Origin of the sequence: Dyadobacter chenhuakuii (assembly GCF_023821985.2) — a bacterium.
Lineage (GTDB): Bacteria > Bacteroidota > Bacteroidia > Cytophagales > Spirosomataceae > Dyadobacter > Dyadobacter chenhuakuii.
Genome location: NZ_CP098805.1, coordinates 5,949,605 through 5,967,308, shown reverse-complemented (window position 1 = coordinate 5,967,308; position 17,704 = coordinate 5,949,605). Strand labels below are relative to the sequence as shown.

17 protein-coding genes are annotated in these 17,704 nt (G+C 45.2%); 9 read left to right on the top strand and 8 right to left on the bottom strand.

Annotation, left to right across the window (positions count from 1 at the left end; translation table 11 throughout):
- Position 1 precedes the first annotated feature (1 nt).
- The 5 genes from NFI80_RS25030 to sufC form a co-directional block, all read right to left on the bottom strand.
- Entirely contained in the window at positions 2-436 is a 435-nt protein-coding gene (locus tag NFI80_RS25030) for a SufE family protein (RefSeq protein ID WP_233796915.1), read from the bottom strand.
- A gap of 14 nt (positions 437-450) precedes the next feature.
- Positions 451-831 (bottom strand): DUF5618 family protein, encoded by a 381-nt coding sequence (locus tag NFI80_RS25025; protein WP_235164201.1) that lies wholly within the window; start codon positions 829-831, stop codon positions 451-453.
- Positions 832-878: 47 nt separating this feature from the next.
- A complete protein-coding gene (locus tag NFI80_RS25020; RefSeq protein WP_235164200.1) occupies positions 879-2,105 on the bottom strand; it encodes a cysteine desulfurase in 1,227 nt (408 codons plus the stop codon).
- A gap of 84 nt (positions 2,106-2,189) precedes the next feature.
- Positions 2,190-3,509, bottom strand: a complete 1,320-nt coding sequence (gene sufD, locus NFI80_RS25015) for a Fe-S cluster assembly protein SufD (protein WP_235164199.1) — start codon at positions 3,507-3,509, stop codon at positions 2,190-2,192.
- A 60-nt stretch (positions 3,510-3,569) separates the two neighbouring features.
- Positions 3,570-4,328, bottom strand: a complete 759-nt coding sequence (sufC, locus tag NFI80_RS25010; RefSeq protein WP_235159535.1) for a Fe-S cluster assembly ATPase SufC — start codon at positions 4,326-4,328, stop codon at positions 3,570-3,572.
- 258 nt (positions 4,329-4,586) lie between these two features.
- Here sufC and NFI80_RS25005 point away from each other — a divergent pair, with 258 nt between their 5' ends.
- Positions 4,587-6,047, top strand: a complete 1,461-nt coding sequence (locus NFI80_RS25005) for an arginine deiminase family protein (protein WP_235164198.1) — start codon at positions 4,587-4,589, stop codon at positions 6,045-6,047.
- Positions 6,048-6,112: 65 nt separating this feature from the next.
- Positions 6,113-7,069 carry a citrulline utilization hydrolase CtlX gene (ctlX, locus tag NFI80_RS25000; RefSeq protein ID WP_233796920.1) on the top strand — a complete coding sequence of 319 codons (957 nt, stop codon included), beginning with the start codon at positions 6,113-6,115 and terminating at the stop codon, positions 7,067-7,069.
- A gap of 67 nt (positions 7,070-7,136) precedes the next feature.
- Here ctlX and NFI80_RS24995 read toward each other — a convergent pair whose 3' ends face one another.
- Positions 7,137-7,595: a hypothetical protein gene (locus NFI80_RS24995; RefSeq protein ID WP_235164197.1), complete on the bottom strand. Its 459-nt coding sequence runs from the start codon at positions 7,593-7,595 to the stop codon at positions 7,137-7,139.
- Between the two features lie 240 nt (positions 7,596-7,835).
- Between NFI80_RS24995 and NFI80_RS24990 the strand changes: the two genes are divergently transcribed.
- Together NFI80_RS24990 and hemW are read left to right on the top strand one after the other, a co-directional pair.
- Positions 7,836-9,908: a TonB-dependent receptor gene (locus NFI80_RS24990; protein WP_235164196.1), complete on the top strand. Its 2,073-nt coding sequence runs from the start codon at positions 7,836-7,838 to the stop codon at positions 9,906-9,908.
- A complete protein-coding gene (hemW, locus tag NFI80_RS24985) occupies positions 9,908-11,041 on the top strand; it encodes a radical SAM family heme chaperone HemW (RefSeq protein WP_235164195.1) in 1,134 nt (377 codons plus the stop codon). Before NFI80_RS24990 ends, hemW begins: the two co-directional genes overlap by 1 nt.
- Positions 11,042-11,097: 56 nt before the next feature.
- Here hemW and NFI80_RS24980 read toward each other — a convergent pair whose 3' ends face one another.
- Positions 11,098-11,520 (bottom strand): OsmC family protein, encoded by a 423-nt coding sequence (locus NFI80_RS24980; protein ID WP_233796923.1) that lies wholly within the window; start codon positions 11,518-11,520, stop codon positions 11,098-11,100.
- 271 nt (positions 11,521-11,791) lie between these two features.
- Here NFI80_RS24980 and NFI80_RS24975 point away from each other — a divergent pair, with 271 nt between their 5' ends.
- Together NFI80_RS24975 and NFI80_RS24970 are read left to right on the top strand one after the other, a co-directional pair.
- Entirely contained in the window at positions 11,792-12,343 is a 552-nt protein-coding gene (locus NFI80_RS24975; RefSeq protein ID WP_235164194.1) for a hypothetical protein, read from the top strand.
- 83 nt (positions 12,344-12,426) lie between these two features.
- Entirely contained in the window at positions 12,427-13,047 is a 621-nt protein-coding gene (locus NFI80_RS24970; protein WP_235164193.1) for a DUF1684 domain-containing protein, read from the top strand.
- Positions 13,048-13,112: 65 nt separating this feature from the next.
- Here the strand turns inward: NFI80_RS24970 and NFI80_RS24965 are convergent, their stop codons facing one another.
- Positions 13,113-13,622, bottom strand: a complete 510-nt coding sequence (locus tag NFI80_RS24965; protein WP_233796926.1) for a YcxB family protein — start codon at positions 13,620-13,622, stop codon at positions 13,113-13,115.
- Positions 13,623-13,856: 234 nt separating this feature from the next.
- On the opposite strand from NFI80_RS24965, the gene NFI80_RS24960 reads away from it, so the two are divergent.
- From NFI80_RS24960 to purE, 3 genes are all read left to right on the top strand, one after another.
- On the top strand, positions 13,857-15,917 hold the full coding sequence (locus NFI80_RS24960) for a BatA domain-containing protein (protein ID WP_235164192.1): 2,061 nt from the start codon (positions 13,857-13,859) through the stop codon (positions 15,915-15,917).
- 98 nt (positions 15,918-16,015) lie between these two features.
- Complete coding sequence (locus NFI80_RS24955) at positions 16,016-17,146, top strand: 5-(carboxyamino)imidazole ribonucleotide synthase (protein ID WP_255703523.1); 1,131 nt, start codon at positions 16,016-16,018, stop codon at positions 17,144-17,146.
- A 14-nt stretch (positions 17,147-17,160) separates the two neighbouring features.
- Entirely contained in the window at positions 17,161-17,652 is a 492-nt protein-coding gene (gene purE, locus NFI80_RS24950) for a 5-(carboxyamino)imidazole ribonucleotide mutase (RefSeq protein ID WP_026631626.1), read from the top strand.
- The last annotated feature ends 52 nt before the right edge of the window (positions 17,653-17,704 follow it).

The following is a 17,704-nucleotide window of genomic DNA, read 5'->3' as shown; positions in this document are numbered from 1 at the left end:
ATTAATTGGCTGTATTAAAGGAACTTGCCTGAAAAGCCACACCATAAGCCTTCATTTGTTTCAACATTGACGCCAGGCCATTCGACCGGGTTTGCGCAAGATGCTGGTGTAATCCAATGCGTTCCATGAAATAAAGGTCCGCACTGGCAATTTCCTTCGGCGTATGTCCTGACAAAACTTTCACAAGCATGCTAACCAGCCCGCGAACAATAATCGCATCGCTATCCGCTTCAAATTTCAGCAAATCGCCATCCATGTAAGCATTCAGCCACACGCGGGATTGGCAGCCCTTGATAATGTTATCCTCAGTCTTATATTGCTCTTCCAATGGCGGGAACTGCTTTCCGAGATCTATAATATACTCGTACTTACTCTCCCAATCATCAAACAATTCAAAATCCGAAATTAGTTCGTCCTGTATCTCGTTTATGGTCATTTGTATTTTTAAAATTACGCAGCAGCAGTTCTGATTTCAACCCAATTTATCAACGATTCCGCTAGCTTTAAGCCGGCTGCCGAAATATCCGCAGATTGATTTCCATCATAGCCCATTGATAGATGCAAGGTCTCATAGGCTGCATGCAAGGATGTTAATGCCTTCTTATCCATCTTTCCAACCTCCTGCAAATACCACTCAATACTCTTTCTTCCTCTCCCTTTGGCTCCGAGCAATCCGTCAAACGCGACTAACACGCCCGTATAAGCCGCGTGCCCCGCTAACTTCACATACTTTTTATCCTGATAAAACCCATCCTCTTTCTTCGCTTTCTCTCTTAAAATCTCCTTAGCATTATCCAGATAACGCTTTGCTTCTTGTACTGTATTTGGCATAGGTGTATATAGGTTTGGTTTAATATTCGGAGGTTAATTTAATAATATTATCCGAGCATTCTTTTCACTTTGTGCAAGCCCTGTATCAAAAGATCGATTTCTTCTATCGTGTTATAAACAGCAAATGAGGCGCGGGTGGTTCCGGTAATATTGAAGCGGCGCATGAGTGGCTGGGTGCAATGGTGCCCTGTGCGAACTGCTATGCCCTGCTGGTCCAGCAACACGCCCATATCCTGGTGATGAATGCCATCAATTACGAACGAAAGCACACTCACTTTCTCCTTTGCCCGACCGATAATCCTCAGTCCTTGAATGTCCTTTACAGCCTCCGTTGCGTATTCCAGCAGCTTATGTTCGTGCGCTGCAATGTTGGATTTGCCCAATGTGTCCACATAATCCAATGCATACTTCGCGGCCACAACGTCTGCTATGTTAGGCGTTCCTGCTTCGAACTTGTACGGCAGCTCATTATATGTTGTTTTCTCAAAAGTCACTTCCTTAATCATTTCCCCACCACCGCGATAAGGAGGAATGGCATCCAGCAACTCTTTTTTGCCATACAAAATCCCCATTCCTGTCGGGCCGTAGATTTTGTGCAGGGATAATGAATAGAAGTCGCAATCCAGGTCCTGAACATCCAAATGCAAATGCGAGCTCGCCTGCGCGCCGTCCAGCAGCACTTTCGCGCCAACAGCATGCGCCTTGGCTATGATCTCCTTGACAGGATTAATAGTCCCCAGCGAATTAGAAACATGCACGACAGACACAAATTTCGTCCGCTCCGTCAGCAATTTCTCATATTCATCCATCAACAATTCACCCTCATCATTAATCGGGATGACCTTTAATATGCAGCCTTTTTCTTCACATAGCATTTGCCACGGAACAATGTTGGAATGGTGTTCCATGGTTGAAATGATCACTTCATCACCGGCTTTTAGGAACGTGCGGCCGTAACTCGATGCCACGAGATTGATCCCGTCTGTGGTTCCGTAAGTAAAGATAATTTCCTCGGGAAGCGGTGCGTTCAGAAATGTCTGCAAGCGGCGGCGCGACAACTCAAATGCAGACGTTGCCTTCTCGGCTAAATGATGGATCCCCCTGTGAATGTTGGCATTATAATGCTCATAGTAACCCGACAGCGCATCCAAAACCAGACGCGGTTTCTGCGTTGTTGCCGCATTATCAAAGTAAACCAGCTGCTTTCCGTTCACGATTTCATTCAGGATCGGAAAGTCACTTCTGATGGATGCTATATCAAGATTGTTGCTCATTATGACAGGTATTTAAGAAAAATACCCAACCCAATAATGACAGGTTGGGTAGCAATAAGATGAAGCCTGAGTAATGTCAGACGATTATTTTGAAGCTAGTTTCTGAGCAATTACGTTTTCAAGATATTCACGGACCGAGTCAATTTTGATCTGCGAAACCACGTCAGCGCAGAAAGCAAACATTAACAACGCCATCGCTTCTGGTCTGGAAATGCCGCGTGAACGCATGTAAAATAATGCTTCCTCATCAATCTGCCCGGTTGTGGTTCCGTGCGAACATTTTACGTCGTCGGCAAAAATTTCAAGCTGCGGTTTCGTATTCATTGTCGCTTCTGTCGACAGGACAATGTTTTTACAGGATTGAAAAGCATTGGTCTTTTGTGCATCCTCACGAACAATTATCTTTCCGTTGAAAACACCTTTTGACTTATCCCTCAAAATCCCTTTATACAATTCATTGCTTTCAGAATTGGGCTTGCGGTGATCTGCAACTGTATGGTTATCAACGTGCTGCGTCCCGTCCGGAAAATATAGACCGTACATATGCGCATCGCAACGCTCCCCATCCAGGATAATGTTCAGGTTGTTACGGGTAAAACGCCCGTTGAGCGTAACCGTTCCCGCGTAAAAGTGCGAGCGGTCAAGCATCCGAACCTGCGTTGTGCCGATATGATAAGCATTATCGCTTTCGTTCTGAACTTTATAATATTCAACATTCGCGTCCTCTGCAACGTAGATTTCTGTAACTGCATTTGTGAAAGAGCGCTGCGTTCCCAAAGTCCGGAACGCTTCGGCAAGCTTCACTTGTGCATTGCGGCCAACAGATATAATGTTCCTCGGCTGGCTACCCACATGTTCGGTTCTCGCGTCACTCAGGAAGCGCAGGATTACCGGGTGCTCCACTACTTTATTATCAGCAATGTGGATAAAAATGCCGTCCTGCGCAAAAGCCGTGTTCAGCGCAGTAAAAGCATCATCCTGGTCTTTTACCAACTCATTAAAGTAAGAATTGACCAAAGCAGGATTGCTTTTATAAGCTTCCGAAAGTGAACTGATCATGATCTGATCCTGCGATGAAATGATGCGGGACAGCTCGGCGTTATAATGTCCGTTTACAAAATAGATAATGTTCGCATCTTGTGCCGGAATCTTCAAATCTTCCAGATCAGCCAGTTCAAGCGAGCTGCCAGCATTAAAATTATAAGAAACGCTGATCAGATCCTTTACATTGGAATACTTCCACTCCTCGTTTCTTGTTGTCGGGAAACCCAACCTATCAAATTCAGCCAGTGCTGCTCGTTTTTTCTGGTGAAAAGCCGATGAAGCCTCCCCATTCATTACGGACTCGCGGGCATGAAAATCCGCGACCAGCCTGGTTTTTAAATCTATTGTTTCGGTACTCATTGATGTATCAGTTGTCACTTTAAATGTTAAGAGGGCTCAGGTATAATCCCTAATGTATTCTTAACCAACGGCTTCTACTTCCGCTTTAATCCAGTCGTAACCTTTTTCTTCCAATTCCAGCGCCAGCTCCTTAGGACCGGATTTCACAATCCTGCCTCTGTAAAGCACGTGTACATAATCAGGAACAATGTAGTCCAGAAGACGCTGATAGTGCGTAACCACAATGGTTGCACGCTCAGGAGAACGCAATGAATTAACTCCTTCTGAAACAATGCGCAATGCATCAATGTCCAAACCAGAATCGGTTTCGTCGAGGATAGCCAGTTTTGGTTCAAGCACGGCCATTTGGAAGATTTCGTTGCGTTTTTTCTCACCACCCGAAAATCCTTCGTTCAAAGCACGTTTCAGTAACGAATCGTTCATGCTTACCAATTTCGCCTTTTCACGCACCATTTTAAGGAATTGTGCAGCGTCCAGCGGGCTTTCACCTCTATATTTACGGATTTCGTTTACAGCAGTTTTCAGGAAATTGATGGTGGTAACACCAGGAATTTCAACTGGATATTGGAATGCAAGAAAAATACCTTCTGCAGCTCTGTGCTCAGGCGCCATTTCAAGGATATCTTTTCCGTCAAAAACTACCGAACCGCCAGTAACTTCATATTCATCTCTTCCAGCCAGAACAGATGCCAAAGTGCTTTTACCAGACCCATTAGGCCCCATAATCGCATGCACTTCACCTGGCTTAACTTCCAGGTTGATGCCTTTTAATATTTCCTTACCTTCAATTGAGGCACGCAAGTCATTAATAGAGAGCATAACTTATTTATACTTAAAATACAGTTCGTGGTAAATTTACCGCAAAAGTAACACGCTTTGGGCGTAAAAGAAAATAGCGGTAATTGGGTGCAGTTATATCCTGCATATAATGTACAACCTTTTTAAAGACCGCCTTGTTCCCCGGATTTGCATATTTCTAATGTTAAAACCCTGCCTGTAAGCACATACGCTGTAAGCCGGTTTTTAATTGGAAAAGAAACATTTACTTTGCGAACAACACACGTCAATAAATCATTTATGCATACAGAAATCATCGCCGGCACGGCCATCAACGTGGCTTCCGAAACCGGGACATTAAAACGCCTCCTGATCCACAGCCCCGACCGCGGCCTTGGCAAAGTGGTGCCCAGCAAAGCGCAGGACTGGCTTTTTGAAGATATTGTCCACCTGGACACCATGCGGCGGGGCGAATATGACTACTATGTAAAACTGCTGCTTTACTTCCTCGACCCGGAAAAAATCAAGGGCAGGCTGGCCGACATTGACAGTGACCCTACCCGCTCCTTTTTCATCCCCGGTTCCGAAAAATACTTCAATTCCGACTGTGTGGTTGACATTCAAAAACTGCTGGGGGAAATTCTGGAAAATGGTGAAGTTCGAGTCAAACTTACAGCGGCGATTTGTGGCATTGAACGTTGTTCCTACCATACGCAGGAAGAACTCAACCAATATGACCCCCACGAGCTGTCCAAAATTTTCATTTCCGGCTCCTATTCCGATAAACGAATGCTTTTTGCCCCACTGCCCAACCTCATCTTCATGCGGGACATCGGCATTGTGATCAATGATCATATTTTGTTGAACAAACCTGCTAAAAATGCGAGGACAAGGGAATCGATACTGGCGCAGTTTGTTTTCTTTTACCACCCGATGTTTGCCGACATCAAAAGCCGCATCATTGAAATACCCGAAAACGAACGCCATTTTTTGCTGCCGGATGATGAAAAAGCGAGCGATTACCACCGCTGCACGCTCGAAGGCGGCGATGTAATGATGGTGGCGCCTAACCATTTGGTGATCGGTTGCAGTGAACGGACTTCGCTTTATGCCGCGCAACAGGTAATGAAATTGTTGTTCGAAAAGGAAGTTGTCACGAAAATAACCATTGTCAAAATCCCTAAAAAAAGGGACTACATGCACATTGACACGATTTTTACGCAAGTCAAAAAGAATGTCTGGGTGCTTCTTGGTTCGTTGGCGCGCCTGGGAGACGAGGCTAAGAAGCAGGATGTGCTTCATTTTTTTGCCCCGCAGGATACAAATAAGGAATTCAGGATTTTGCAATTTGTAAAAGGCCAGGAACACAGTCCGACTGAAATAGAAAATCTGGAAGATCTGCTTACATCAATCAGCGTCAATGATCTGGGTGTTACGGAACCTGTCAGATTCATTTATTCGGGCGATAACGAGTTCCCTTACGGCGAGCGAGAGCAATGGACGGATTCCTGCAATCTGTTAGCATTAAAAGACGGCGTTGTTGTGGGTTACGACAGAAATGACAAAACACTGGATGCATTCCGGAAGCACGGTTATCAGGTGATCACTGCTAAGGATTTGATACAAAAGCTGGAAGACGATGAGCTGTCGGTGGACACCTTGACAGATACTTTCATCACGCTTCCATCCGCTGAACTTTCACGTGCACGGGGCGGCTCGCATTGCATGAGTATGCCCATTTTGCGTAGCGCGGCCCGGTAAATTTTATATTGTAATCGCGGCGTTTCGGTTGTAAATTGCAGTAGACATTCATTCCCAACACTCCTATGCGCGTAATCACTTCATCCGCCCAGATCCAGCCTCAATCGACCTCCCGGATCATGATGATCAGGCCGGTTCAATTTGGCTTTAATGCAGAAACTGCGGAAAGCAACGAGTTTCAGCAAAAAGCATTTGCGCAAAACACACAGGAAACCGCCGGCGACCTGGCAAAGGAAGAATTCGACCTGATGATCGATCAGCTTAAAAAAGCGGGCATCGATCTCCATATTTTTGATGATAATGAGGACATTCTGAGGCCAGACGCTGTTTTTTCCAACAACTGGGTGTCTTTTCACCAAAGCGGAAAAGTGGTCCTGTATCCAATGATGGCCGAAAACCGCCGGGCGGAACGCAGACTGGACATTATCGAGCGATTGAGGGAAGATTTTAAAATTGAAGAAATCGTAGACCTTTCCTATTTCGAAGAGCAGGGAAAATTTCTCGAAGGGACTGGCAGCATGGTGCTGGACCGCCGTTATAAAATTGCTTATGCCTGTCTGTCGCCTCGCACGCATCCAGAGGTTTTGGAGGCCTTTGCGGATGCATTAGGATACGAAATTGTTGCATTTTCGGCTTCGGATGAAAATGATAAGCCTGTGTATCACACCAATGTGATCATGTGCGTAGGTGATGTGTTTGCGGTGGTTTGCCTGGAAGCCATCAAAAATCCGGACGAGAGGCAGATGGTACGGGCTGCGCTTGAAGAAACAAAAAAATACATCATCGAAATATCATTTGACCAGGTGCGTCATTTTGCAGGGAACATGCTTATGGTGCGCAATACCAAGCAAGACAAGTTTTTGATTATGTCCACGCAAGCCTACGATTCGCTTACCAGCCACCAGCGGCAGGCATTGAGTGACTATGCACGTATTTTGCATACTGACCTTGGTGTAATTGAGGGCAACGGCGGAGGTTCTGCGCGCTGTATGATGACGGAAATCCATCTTCCCAGAAAATGAATTCCCTATAAACAAAAATGCTCCTCACCGGGAGCATTTTTGTAATTCGTAACCCTCATAAAAACAATTAATCCCTAATATCGGCTTTCGCTTTTGCGATTTTTTCTTTTGTTTCTGCTTTAAATGCATCCCATTTGTCAGCAGTTTCGTTCTGAGCATCTTTCCAGGAAGCTTGCAAATCCTCTTTTTCTTCGTTTAGTTCTTTCTTGCGGTCTCTCCACTTCGCTTTTTCCTTGTCAGTGGCTTTTTCCATTTTAGCGTCCGCGTCTTCTATCTTCTTGTCTAATTTCGCAACAGCCTCATCTATATCTGCTTTCAACGATTCTTTATCCTCTTTCACTTTCGCCTCGAAATCATCGCCTGCTTCTTTGATATCCGATTTTGCTTCAGCTACATTATCATCCATATCTTCTTTTGCCTCTTCAACGGTCTCGTTAGCAGAGTCTTTTGTTTTTTCGGAACAGCTGGTTAGGCTCAGCATGCCCATGGTCATCATTGCAGCAACCATTAAGGTGATCTTTTTCATAATTGGGTGTTTTAAATTATTTGAAAAAAGAATGATCGTCCATTCCAAAAATTACATATCAAAAATCTTACCAGACCACTATACGCGATTGAGCCTATGGGTTGTAGAATTTTATGCTCACAGTCCTAACCGTTTGGCAAGAACCTTGTGTTTCTTCAAAAGGTTAAGGTTGGTATAACGCTTGCTAGTATTCCTTTTAATAATCAGATTTGTATTTTATTGATAGCCTTTCAACTCAACATGCGCCAATTTTATATTCCCAGCCTTTTATTTTCGACTCTTATTTTTACTAATCCGGGAAAGTCCGTTGCGCAAAGCGATTCGCTGAACGCGCGGCAGCTGGAAGAAGTGACCGTCAATGCATTTGAATCCAAAACAAATCCGTTAACGACCACCGCAACTGTGGGGATGATCACATCCCGGTCGCTGGAAAGATTCTCGACTTATACGTGGGCAAATGCGGTTAACACGGTTCCCGGTGTCAAAATGGAGGAACGCTCACCCGGAAGTTACCGTTTTTCGGTTCGCGGGAGCCTGATCCGGTCGCCATTTGGGGTGCGTAATGTGAAATTTTATTGGAACGGAATCCCTTTCACAGATGCTAGCGGGAATACACCGCTTAACTCGCTGGATTATGGTGCTGTACAGAATATGGAGATCATTAAAGGACCAGGAAGCAGCATTTACGGGGCCGGGACGGGCGGCGTAGTGTTGTTGCAAAGTCAGACAGACAATGATTTCACCAACCGCATTGAGCAAAGCGTAAGTTTTGGTAAATATGGTTTTCAAAGCAGAAATTCAACCATTCAGGTGGGCGACATTTCAGTACAATATGGTCATAGCGAGCAAGATGGATATCGCAACCACAGCAATATGGTGCGGGATGCGCTCCGTTTTACTTCTTCTTCACGATTAGGCGAACGCAGCACATTATCGATCCTCGGAATGTTTTCCGACCTGAAATATGAAACCCCGGGCGGCATTAATCTTGCACAATACCAGAGTAACCCGAAACTGGCCAGACAATCTACCCCGACGGTGCCGGGGAGCGAGGCGCAGCAGGCTGCTATTTACACGAAGCTCGCCTTGATCGGCGGAAACTATGCATTACAGCTTTCCGACAGCTGGACACAATCCAATGCATTATATCTGACGTTCACAGACTTTGCCAATCCATTTATTTCAAATTATGAAAAACGCGATGAGAATGGAATCGGCGGAAGGAATATCTGGCAAAACCGCTCTCAGATCGGCAATGTAAAAACGAGCTGGACCTCAGGATTTGAATGGCAGTATGGCAAATCTGCACAGCGCAATTATGACAACATTGGCGGCAGACCGGACAAGCAGCAAACAGTGGAGGACATCAGGACAAGCAGCCTTTCTGTTTTCAGCCAGCTGGAAGCGGTGCTCTTTACCGACCTTACATTAAGCGCCGGCGCGAGTTACAACACATTTAAATACAAATACGAAAGGTTTTTCGCCCTTCCATACAGCAAGGAGGGACGTAAGTTTGACGGCATTTTCGTCCCGAGATTTGCGGCAAACAAAGTGATAGCCAAAAACTGGGCGGTTGTGGCATCGTATAGCGGTGGTTACTCGCCACCCACATTGCAGGAAGTGCGCCCATCGGCAGGTGGCTTCCGCCGGGATCTGGAGGCTGAGAAAGGGATGAACACCGAATTTGGGATCAGGAAAACCGGGAAAGTGATCACCGGGGAAATCAGTCTGTATCATTTCGGATTACGTGAAACCATTGTTCGCAGGACCAATGAAGCGGGCGCTGAATTCTTTATCAATGCAGGAAAAACCCGTCAGAAGGGAGTAGAATGGACTGTCGCTTATGACATCCTATCTGACCCAAAACTGCCGGTAATGCTTAAATTATGGAACACCGGCACGGCAACAAAATACACATTTGAAGATTTCCAGCAAGCTGATGTGGATCTGACAGGCAAGAGAATCCCGGGAATTCCAAAATTCTCACAAACATCTGGTCTGGATGCCCTTTTCAGATATGGCTTTGCCGCATTTGTAACTTATCAGCACGGAAGTTCGTTTTACCTGAACGATGCCAACACGGTTGAAAACACACCTTACAATCAATGGATTGCGCGCGTAAGCTGGAAGAAAAGCTGGGGTCAGCATTTTTACAGCGAGCTCTCAGCCTCCGCAGAAAAAGTGAATGCAGGCATTTACAGCCTCGGTTATGACCTGAATGCATTTGGCAACCGCTATTATAACAGTGCGCCAAAAGACAATTTATGGGCTGGTGTGAAGATCGGCTGGGAGTGGCAGAAAAATTCCAAATAATGCATTTATACCTTCATATTCCTTTTTGCAGACAAGCTTGCCATTACTGTGACTTCCATTTCAGCACCAACACCGCCAACAAACGGGCTGTGGTGGAAGCCATAGCAAATGAAATCATTCTTAGAAAAGATTATCTGCCCAAAGCGGATATTGAAACCATTTATTTCGGCGGAGGAACGCCTTCGATGCTGGACGAGGCGGAGCTGCATTTGTTGCTCAACACAATCAATCAGCATTTTACGGTTTCTCCCCGTGCTGAGATAACATTAGAAGCCAATCCGGACGATTTGCAGCGGGAGAAGTTGCAGCAATTTTACAATGCGGGAATCAATAGGCTAAGCATTGGCATACAATCTTTCCACGAGCCCCATCTTCAATTCCTGAACAGGATACATTCTGCTAATGAAGGTGAAATATGCGTCAGAACTGCGCAGGAAATTGGCATTACGAACATTTCCATCGATCTGATCTATGCAATTCCCTCACCGGATCACAGCATTCTGATGCAGGATATGCAAAAAGCATTTGCAATGGACATTGCCCATATTTCAGCTTATTGCCTTACTATCGAGCCGCAGACAGCATTTGGAAGCTGGCTTAAAAAGAAGAAAATCAAGCCCATAGACGAAGAATATGCAGCGCAGCAATTTGAACTTCTTGTAAAAAACCTGGCAGAAAACAGATATGAGCAGTACGAGATCTCGAATTTTGCCCGGAACGGACATTATAGCATGCATAACAGCTCCTATTGGAAGCAAAGGCCGTATTTAGGCGTTGGCCCGAGTGCGCATTCCTATAATGGTGCAAGCCGTGAGTATAATGTTTCAAATAACGCGCGCTATGTCGAGGCCATTCAAAAACAGATCATTCCCACAACGGTGGAAACGTTATCGCCGGCAGATCAGACGAATGAATATTTGCTTACAGGCCTGCGAACGAAGTGGGGCGTAAATAAGGAAAAATTGGAGTTGTTATCGGGCAGCACTTTCGCATCGATCCATTCAGCCGATTTGCAACAGATGACGAAGAAAAACTGGATCAGGGAAGATGCAGACAACTGGTATCTGACGGATTCGGGGAAGCTTTTTGCGGACCGGATTGCAAGCGATCTTTTTATCGAGTGGAATGGGTAATGAGTTACCGGGCGCTCATTGCGTATGGCCCGATAACTCAAAAACGCGTCTTTTGCTTATGAAAGCAATTCTGCGTTCAATGTAATTTCTGCATTCAGCAACTGTGAAATCGGGCATTCTTTTTTCGCTTTATCCGCAATTTGCGCAAACTCATCTGCGGAAACGCTCGGCACTTTCGCCTTCAATTCGATTGCGCTTTTTGTAACCTGTCCTTTCGCCGGATCCAATGTTACAGTTGCAGTGGCATTCAGCTCATCGGCTGTAAAACCTGCTGCATTAAGCTCAAAGCTAAGTTTCATGGCAAAACAGCTCGCGTGAGCAGCTGCGATCAACTCCTCAGGATTCGTTCCTTTACCCTCAGCAAAACGGGTGTTGAATGAATATTGCGTGTTTTCCAATACAGTGCTTTGTGTACTTACGGTTCCGGTTCCTTCTTTTCCAGTTCCTTTCCAAACGGCTGTTGCTTTACGGTTGATCATCTTGAATGTGTTTAAAAGTTTAAATTAAAATCCCTTGTTGCAGGATCGTTTCATCGAAAAGTAACAAGCATCGGCGATTTACGCAAATTATTAAATTTATATCCTGTGCAATAAATGGGCACTTTTGCCTGTTCCAGACTATGCGCATTCCCGGCCGGAGGCTACTGTTTTAGTTAAGGAATGTTAATGGCGAATCGGGCATTAAACTTTATTATTGCGCAGCAATCTAAAACCAAATTACAAACCATAATTCAACTTAATCTATTCAATCATGAAAAAGATAATAATGCCTCTCCTACTGATTGTAGCTGTTCTGTTTCAAAGCTGCGAAGGTCCGGAAGGCCCACAAGGACCTCCGGGGCCGGATGTGGAAGCACTCGGAAAAACATTTGACCTTACAGATGTGAATTTTGTAGCCGCAGAAGATTATCAGTTTGGCCTCACTTTCGCAGCCGCAAAACTGGGCTTTGAGGTGCTGGAATCAGACGCAGTATTGGTGTACATCAACTGGGGAAGTGAAAATGTGAACGGCCAGCCACTCACAGCATACAGACCATTGCCACAGACCGCATTCCTGGACCAAGGCATCCTTACTTACAACTTTGACCGCACTGTGCAGGATTTTTCCATTTTCCTGGACGGAACCGCTAACCTTGCCACAGTGCCTGCCAGGTATACAAGAGATCAGGAATTCCGGGTGATTATCATTCCAGCCGATTTTGTCCAACGCAGAAATGCCGCAGTGGATTTCAATGACTACAATGCTGTTGTGAAAGCATTTAACATTGATGATTCAAAAGTTCGGAAGATCTCAGCGAAATAGGCACAGTATTTTAGTTGTGTAGGCATTCTGGATATTTTTTTATAAAATCCGGTAATTTTTTACCGGATTTACTTTTACTAAGTATGAAAAGCGTTTTAAACACACTCGGGTTACTGCTGATTACAGTTTCGCTGGCAACTGCCCAGGATTTCAAGAAGGAGACTGACAAGTTCAGAAAGAAGTATAAAGACGAATTTCTGAGTTCGGCAAACTCTCCCCTCAAAGAAGCTGATCTACCGTTTTTGCAATTTTACGAACCCGATTCGTCGTATAGGGTTATCGCAAAATTCGAAAAGAGCCGTGGGCAATCTTTCGAAATGCCTACTTACAGCGGAGTCAATAAAACGTACGTAAAATATGGAAAGGTGAAATTTCGGATTAACGGCAGAAAGCAGACATTAACAGTTTACAGAAGCCTGAGCTTGCAGCAGCTCGCGAAATACAAAGACTATCTTTTCATACCTTTTAAAGACAAAACAAATGGCGACGAATCCTATGGCGGCGGCCGCTATCTCGATCTTAAAACCACAGACATAAAAGACGGCCAACTGGTGCTGGACTTTAATAAGGCATACAATCCCTATTGCGCGTACAGTGACGGCTACAACTGCCCGATTCCGCCCGCGCCTAATCATTTGCCGATTGCGATCACGGCCGGAGAAAAGAAGTTCGGAAAAGACCATCAGCAAGCGCAATTGAAATAGCATAAAAAAATCCCGATCTGTTCAGACCGGGATTTTTTTATGCTCCAATTATTATGCTCCAATTATTATGCTTTCAAAAATTCTTTCTGCTTCATAATTCGCTCGAAAACTTTAATGTCGTGCTCAGAAGTAAAAATGCTGAAAGGAAGATATACAAACTGTCCTTTTGAAATCACCAGCACGTAGGCTTCCTTATCCTTATAAGCGTCCATAATCTGCTCCCATTTCATAACACTTCCCTCCTTCTGGTTTAACTTCATCAGTATCTGACGATTATCAATCTCGTAGGAGAATTTTTCGAACATGGGTTTGTATTGCGCAAGCTGCGTAATGCCTGTAAACTGCACCAGCCAGAAAAGCACGTAAAGAAGTGCCCCCACAAACACGGTAATGTAAATCCACAAGTTAGGATACACCCCGGTAAGGTTTAAAATGGCGTTGATCAGGATAAGCGCGAGTGGTATTAATCCCCATTTCAGCTGCGTTTTGAAAAAATGACGCATGGCAAGGGCAATGTATTTCTTCGTTGGTAAAGCGTATCTTTTTGTACGGACCGCCGCAGGGTTCGTCGGCATTTGATACACAGGTTGGTGTTTATTCACCGAAACTTTGGCCATAATTCAGTTTAAATTAACATATTCTTGGATTCCCGGCATGTCGCCATGCTATCGGAAAATGAAGTGCAAAGTTAGAAAAAAAGGAGTCGACATATCAGAATGCCATTGAAATAAAAAACTGTTATGAGATTTTAGTGTAATTTGTCTTTCTTAACTGCGTTGAACATGAAACACGAAAATATTCATAACTAAATGGGTTTCCTTTTTCCATCATTTTTGTGGGGTCTTCTGGCTGTTTCGGTTCCAATTGCGATTCATATTTTCAATTTCCGTCGTACAAAAAAGGTCTATTTTACCAATGTCGCCTTTTTAAAGGCAGTAGATACAAAAACGCGTTCGGTAAGACAGGTGAAGCATTGGCTGGTGCTTGCGGCGCGGATTTTGGCGATCATATGCCTTGCGCTGGCATTTGCCCAGCCGTTTCTGCCTGCTCAAAACAATCTTTCGGTAGACCGCAAAGGCATTACCAGTCTCTATCTCGACAATTCGCTAAGCATGGAAAGCGAGCTTAATAACAAACGCTATCTGGACATTGCCACCGCGCGGTTAAGCGAGTTACTGGGGCTTTTCAGGAACGCGACTTCTCTCCAATTGGTTACCAACGATTTTTCAGCCCAGGAACAAGGCTTATACGCGTCCGAAAAATTACGCGACAGGCTGACAACCATCGGGTTATCCAATACACCACGCACATTTGAGCAGGTTTATAAGCGCCAGGAAAACCTCATGTCCCGGCATCAGCAGGCGGGCAAAAATCAGCTTTTCTGGTTTTCTGACTTTCAAAAAAGCACTTCCGGAAATCTTTCAGGATTGAAAGCCGATACGACAAATCAGCTGTTTCTGGTGCCTGTTCAGGCTGCGGCGGAGAAGAATGTTTTCGTAGATTCTGCCTGGCTTAACACGCCTTTTATCCGCGAGTTGCAGAACAACATTCTCTTCGTTAAGGTCAGCAATTCCGGATCAGAAGCGGCCCGCAATGTTGTTTTGAAGCTGAGTCTGGATAATATGCAGGCTTCTACGGCGTCCGTAAATGTTCCTGCCAACGGCAGCGCAACCGCCAAATTCAATTTTAACCTAAAAGGAAAAGGCTATAAAAAAGGGCAGATCACATTTGACGATTTCCCGGTTACATTTGATAACAACTATTATTTCGTGCTCAATGCTTCGCCGTTGATCCGCGTCCTGCACATTTACGGGCAGAAGTCTGCTGGTAACTACATTGAAAACGTCTACGCCAACGACAGCCTCTTTTCTTTGCAGAGTTACAGCGCCAGTAATGTTGATCCGGGATTAATCAAAAATACAGATCTTGTTGTTTTAGAAGGTGTTACCTCATTATCCGGTTCCCTACCCCAGGATCTGCAGGAGCTCATCCGAAATGGCGGAAGTGTTACAATAATCCCTCCCGCCGCACCTAATACTGAAAGTTACAGCGGCTTTTTGTCGCGGATCGGCATTAATGGTTTGTCCGGCCCCCAGAATGCGCAACCTGCACCGGTTGCCCTGGCAGCGCCCGATCGTAACAATCCGTTTTTCAGCGATGTTTTTGAAGAATCCGTCCGGCAGGAACTGAACCTTAATCTACCCTCCGCTTCGCCTGTGTGGAGCTGGGCCAATGCAGGGCAAATGGTGCTGGCATTGCGCAACGGACAGACGTATCTGAACCAGGTTACTTCCGGTACGGGCAAGGCTTACCTCTTTGCTGCACCCTTAAATCCGGAATACGGCAACATTGCGCAGCACGCCATTTTTGTGCCTATCATGTATAAAATCGCTGCATCAAGCGTCCGCGCACAGCGTACATCTTTCAAGTTTGATGAGAATCCGATAACATTAAATGTTGAGAAAGCGCAGCCAAATACGGTTTATAAATTGAGAAGAAACCAGAAAGAAGTCATTCCTGTGCAGCGGATCGCAGGAAATCAGCTTTTACTTGAAATCCCCCAGGGCGATCAGCTTGGAGAGGGATTGGATGCGGGATATTTTGAATTAGTAAAAGACAACAAAGTAGAACAGATCATCGCATTGAACCACAACAATGCAGAGTCAAAACTGCAATACTATTCTCCCGATGAGCTCAGAACAATTTTCGCCGGACAAAAAAACGTCCAGATTTTCGACCGCATCGACGACGACGCATTCTCCACAGCCTTCCAGCAACAAAACATGGGAACCAACCTCTGGAAATATTTCCTCTACGGAGCCCTTTTCTTCCTCTTAGTAGAGGTAGCCTTGATCCGGTTATTGAAATGATTGCTTAAACCAAAGCATAATTCTTGTCAAAAGATTTCGGTTCAGTTTTATGTTAGCGGTTTTTACACCAATTTTGTGTGACACTACCGGAACATTAAATGCTTTCATCGCGAATAGGAATTCTTGGCGGCGGCCAACTAGGACTTATGCTTTTACAAGCCGCTGTGGACTGGAATCTGGACATTCACGTCCTCGATCCCGACGCAGAGGCCCCATGCAAACAAATTGCCCCTCACTTTCAGCAAGGCTCGTTACAGGATTATGACACGGTTTATAACTTCGGCAAAGACCTGGATGTAATTACAATAGAAATTGAAAAGGTGAATGTCCAGGCTTTGGAAGCACTGGAAAAGGAAGGCAAGAAAATCTTCCCGCAACCCTCTGTTATCCGACAAATCCAGGATAAACGTGTCCAAAAGCAGTTTTACAAAGATCATAACCTCCCAACTGCCGATTTTATATTAACAGAAAACCGGGAGGATGTTTATAAAAACGCATCCTTTTTACCCGCATTTCATAAGCTGGGAAAAGATGGTTACGATGGCCGCGGGGTGCAGCGGCTTACTTCCGAAGCAGACATTGAAAAGGCTTTCGAACAGCCCGGACTTCTGGAAAAGGCAGTGCCCTTTGAGAAGGAACTGGCCGTCATCGTGGCGCGGAATGTACAAGGAGAAATCACAACATTCCCGACCGTGGAAATGGTTTTTCATCCGGAACTAAACCTCGTTGAATATCTTTTTGCACCAGCAGAAATTGAAAAATCCATAGACGAAAAAGCGCAGGAAATTGCCAGAAAAACGGCAGAAGCTTTCCAGATTGTTGGGCTGCTTGCTGTGGAGCTTTTTATGACTGCCGATGGCGAGATCCTGATCAATGAAGTGGCGCCAAGGCCGCATAACAGTGGCCACCACACCATCCGCGCCAATGCGACTTCACAATACGAGCAGCACTGGCGGGCCATTCTGGACTTACCGCTGGGCAGCACGCAAGCTTATGGGCCATCCGCAATGGTAAACTTGCTGGGTGAAGAAGGCTACGAAGGTCCGGCGATTTATGAAGGAATGGAGAAATTGTTGGCTACTGAACAGGTTTTCCCGTTCCTTTACTGGAAGGCCATTACAAAATCATTTAGAAAAATGGGCCATATTACCATTATGGATGCCGATATCGCGTCTTTAAAGAGAAAGGTTGATTTTGTTAAAAAAAATATCAGAGTAATTAGTAAGTAATCTTTCGTTTAGTAATGGTTGGAATCATAATGGGAAGCTTATCAGACCGGAAAATCATGCAGCAGGCAGCTGATGCACTTTCCGAGCTTGGGATCGCTTTCGAAATGGAGATCGTCTCGGCACACCGTACGCCCGAACGCATGCTGGAATACGCGTCATCGGCCAGAAGTCGCGGGTTACAGGTTATTATCGCTGGTGCAGGCGGCGCGGCGCACTTGCCGGGCATGGTTGCCTCACTCACTTCACTGCCTGTTATCGGCGTCCCGGTTTTGTCCAGCAATTCGATAGACGGATGGGATTCAGTGCTTTCCATCTTACAAATGCCTTCGGGTGTGCCGGTGGCAACAGTGGCACTGGATGGGGCGAGAAACGCTGGAATTCTGGCGGCTCAAATCATCGGAGCGAGCGATCCGGAGGTCGGAAAAAGGCTTGATGCATTCAAGGAAGGCCTAAAAGAAAAAGTCGCGGTCATGAATGAGGAATTGAGAAATCACCTTGGAAGTTAGAAGGTCTTTAGTATTTTCGTAAAATTAATTAGCACCACAAAAAACCTCGATT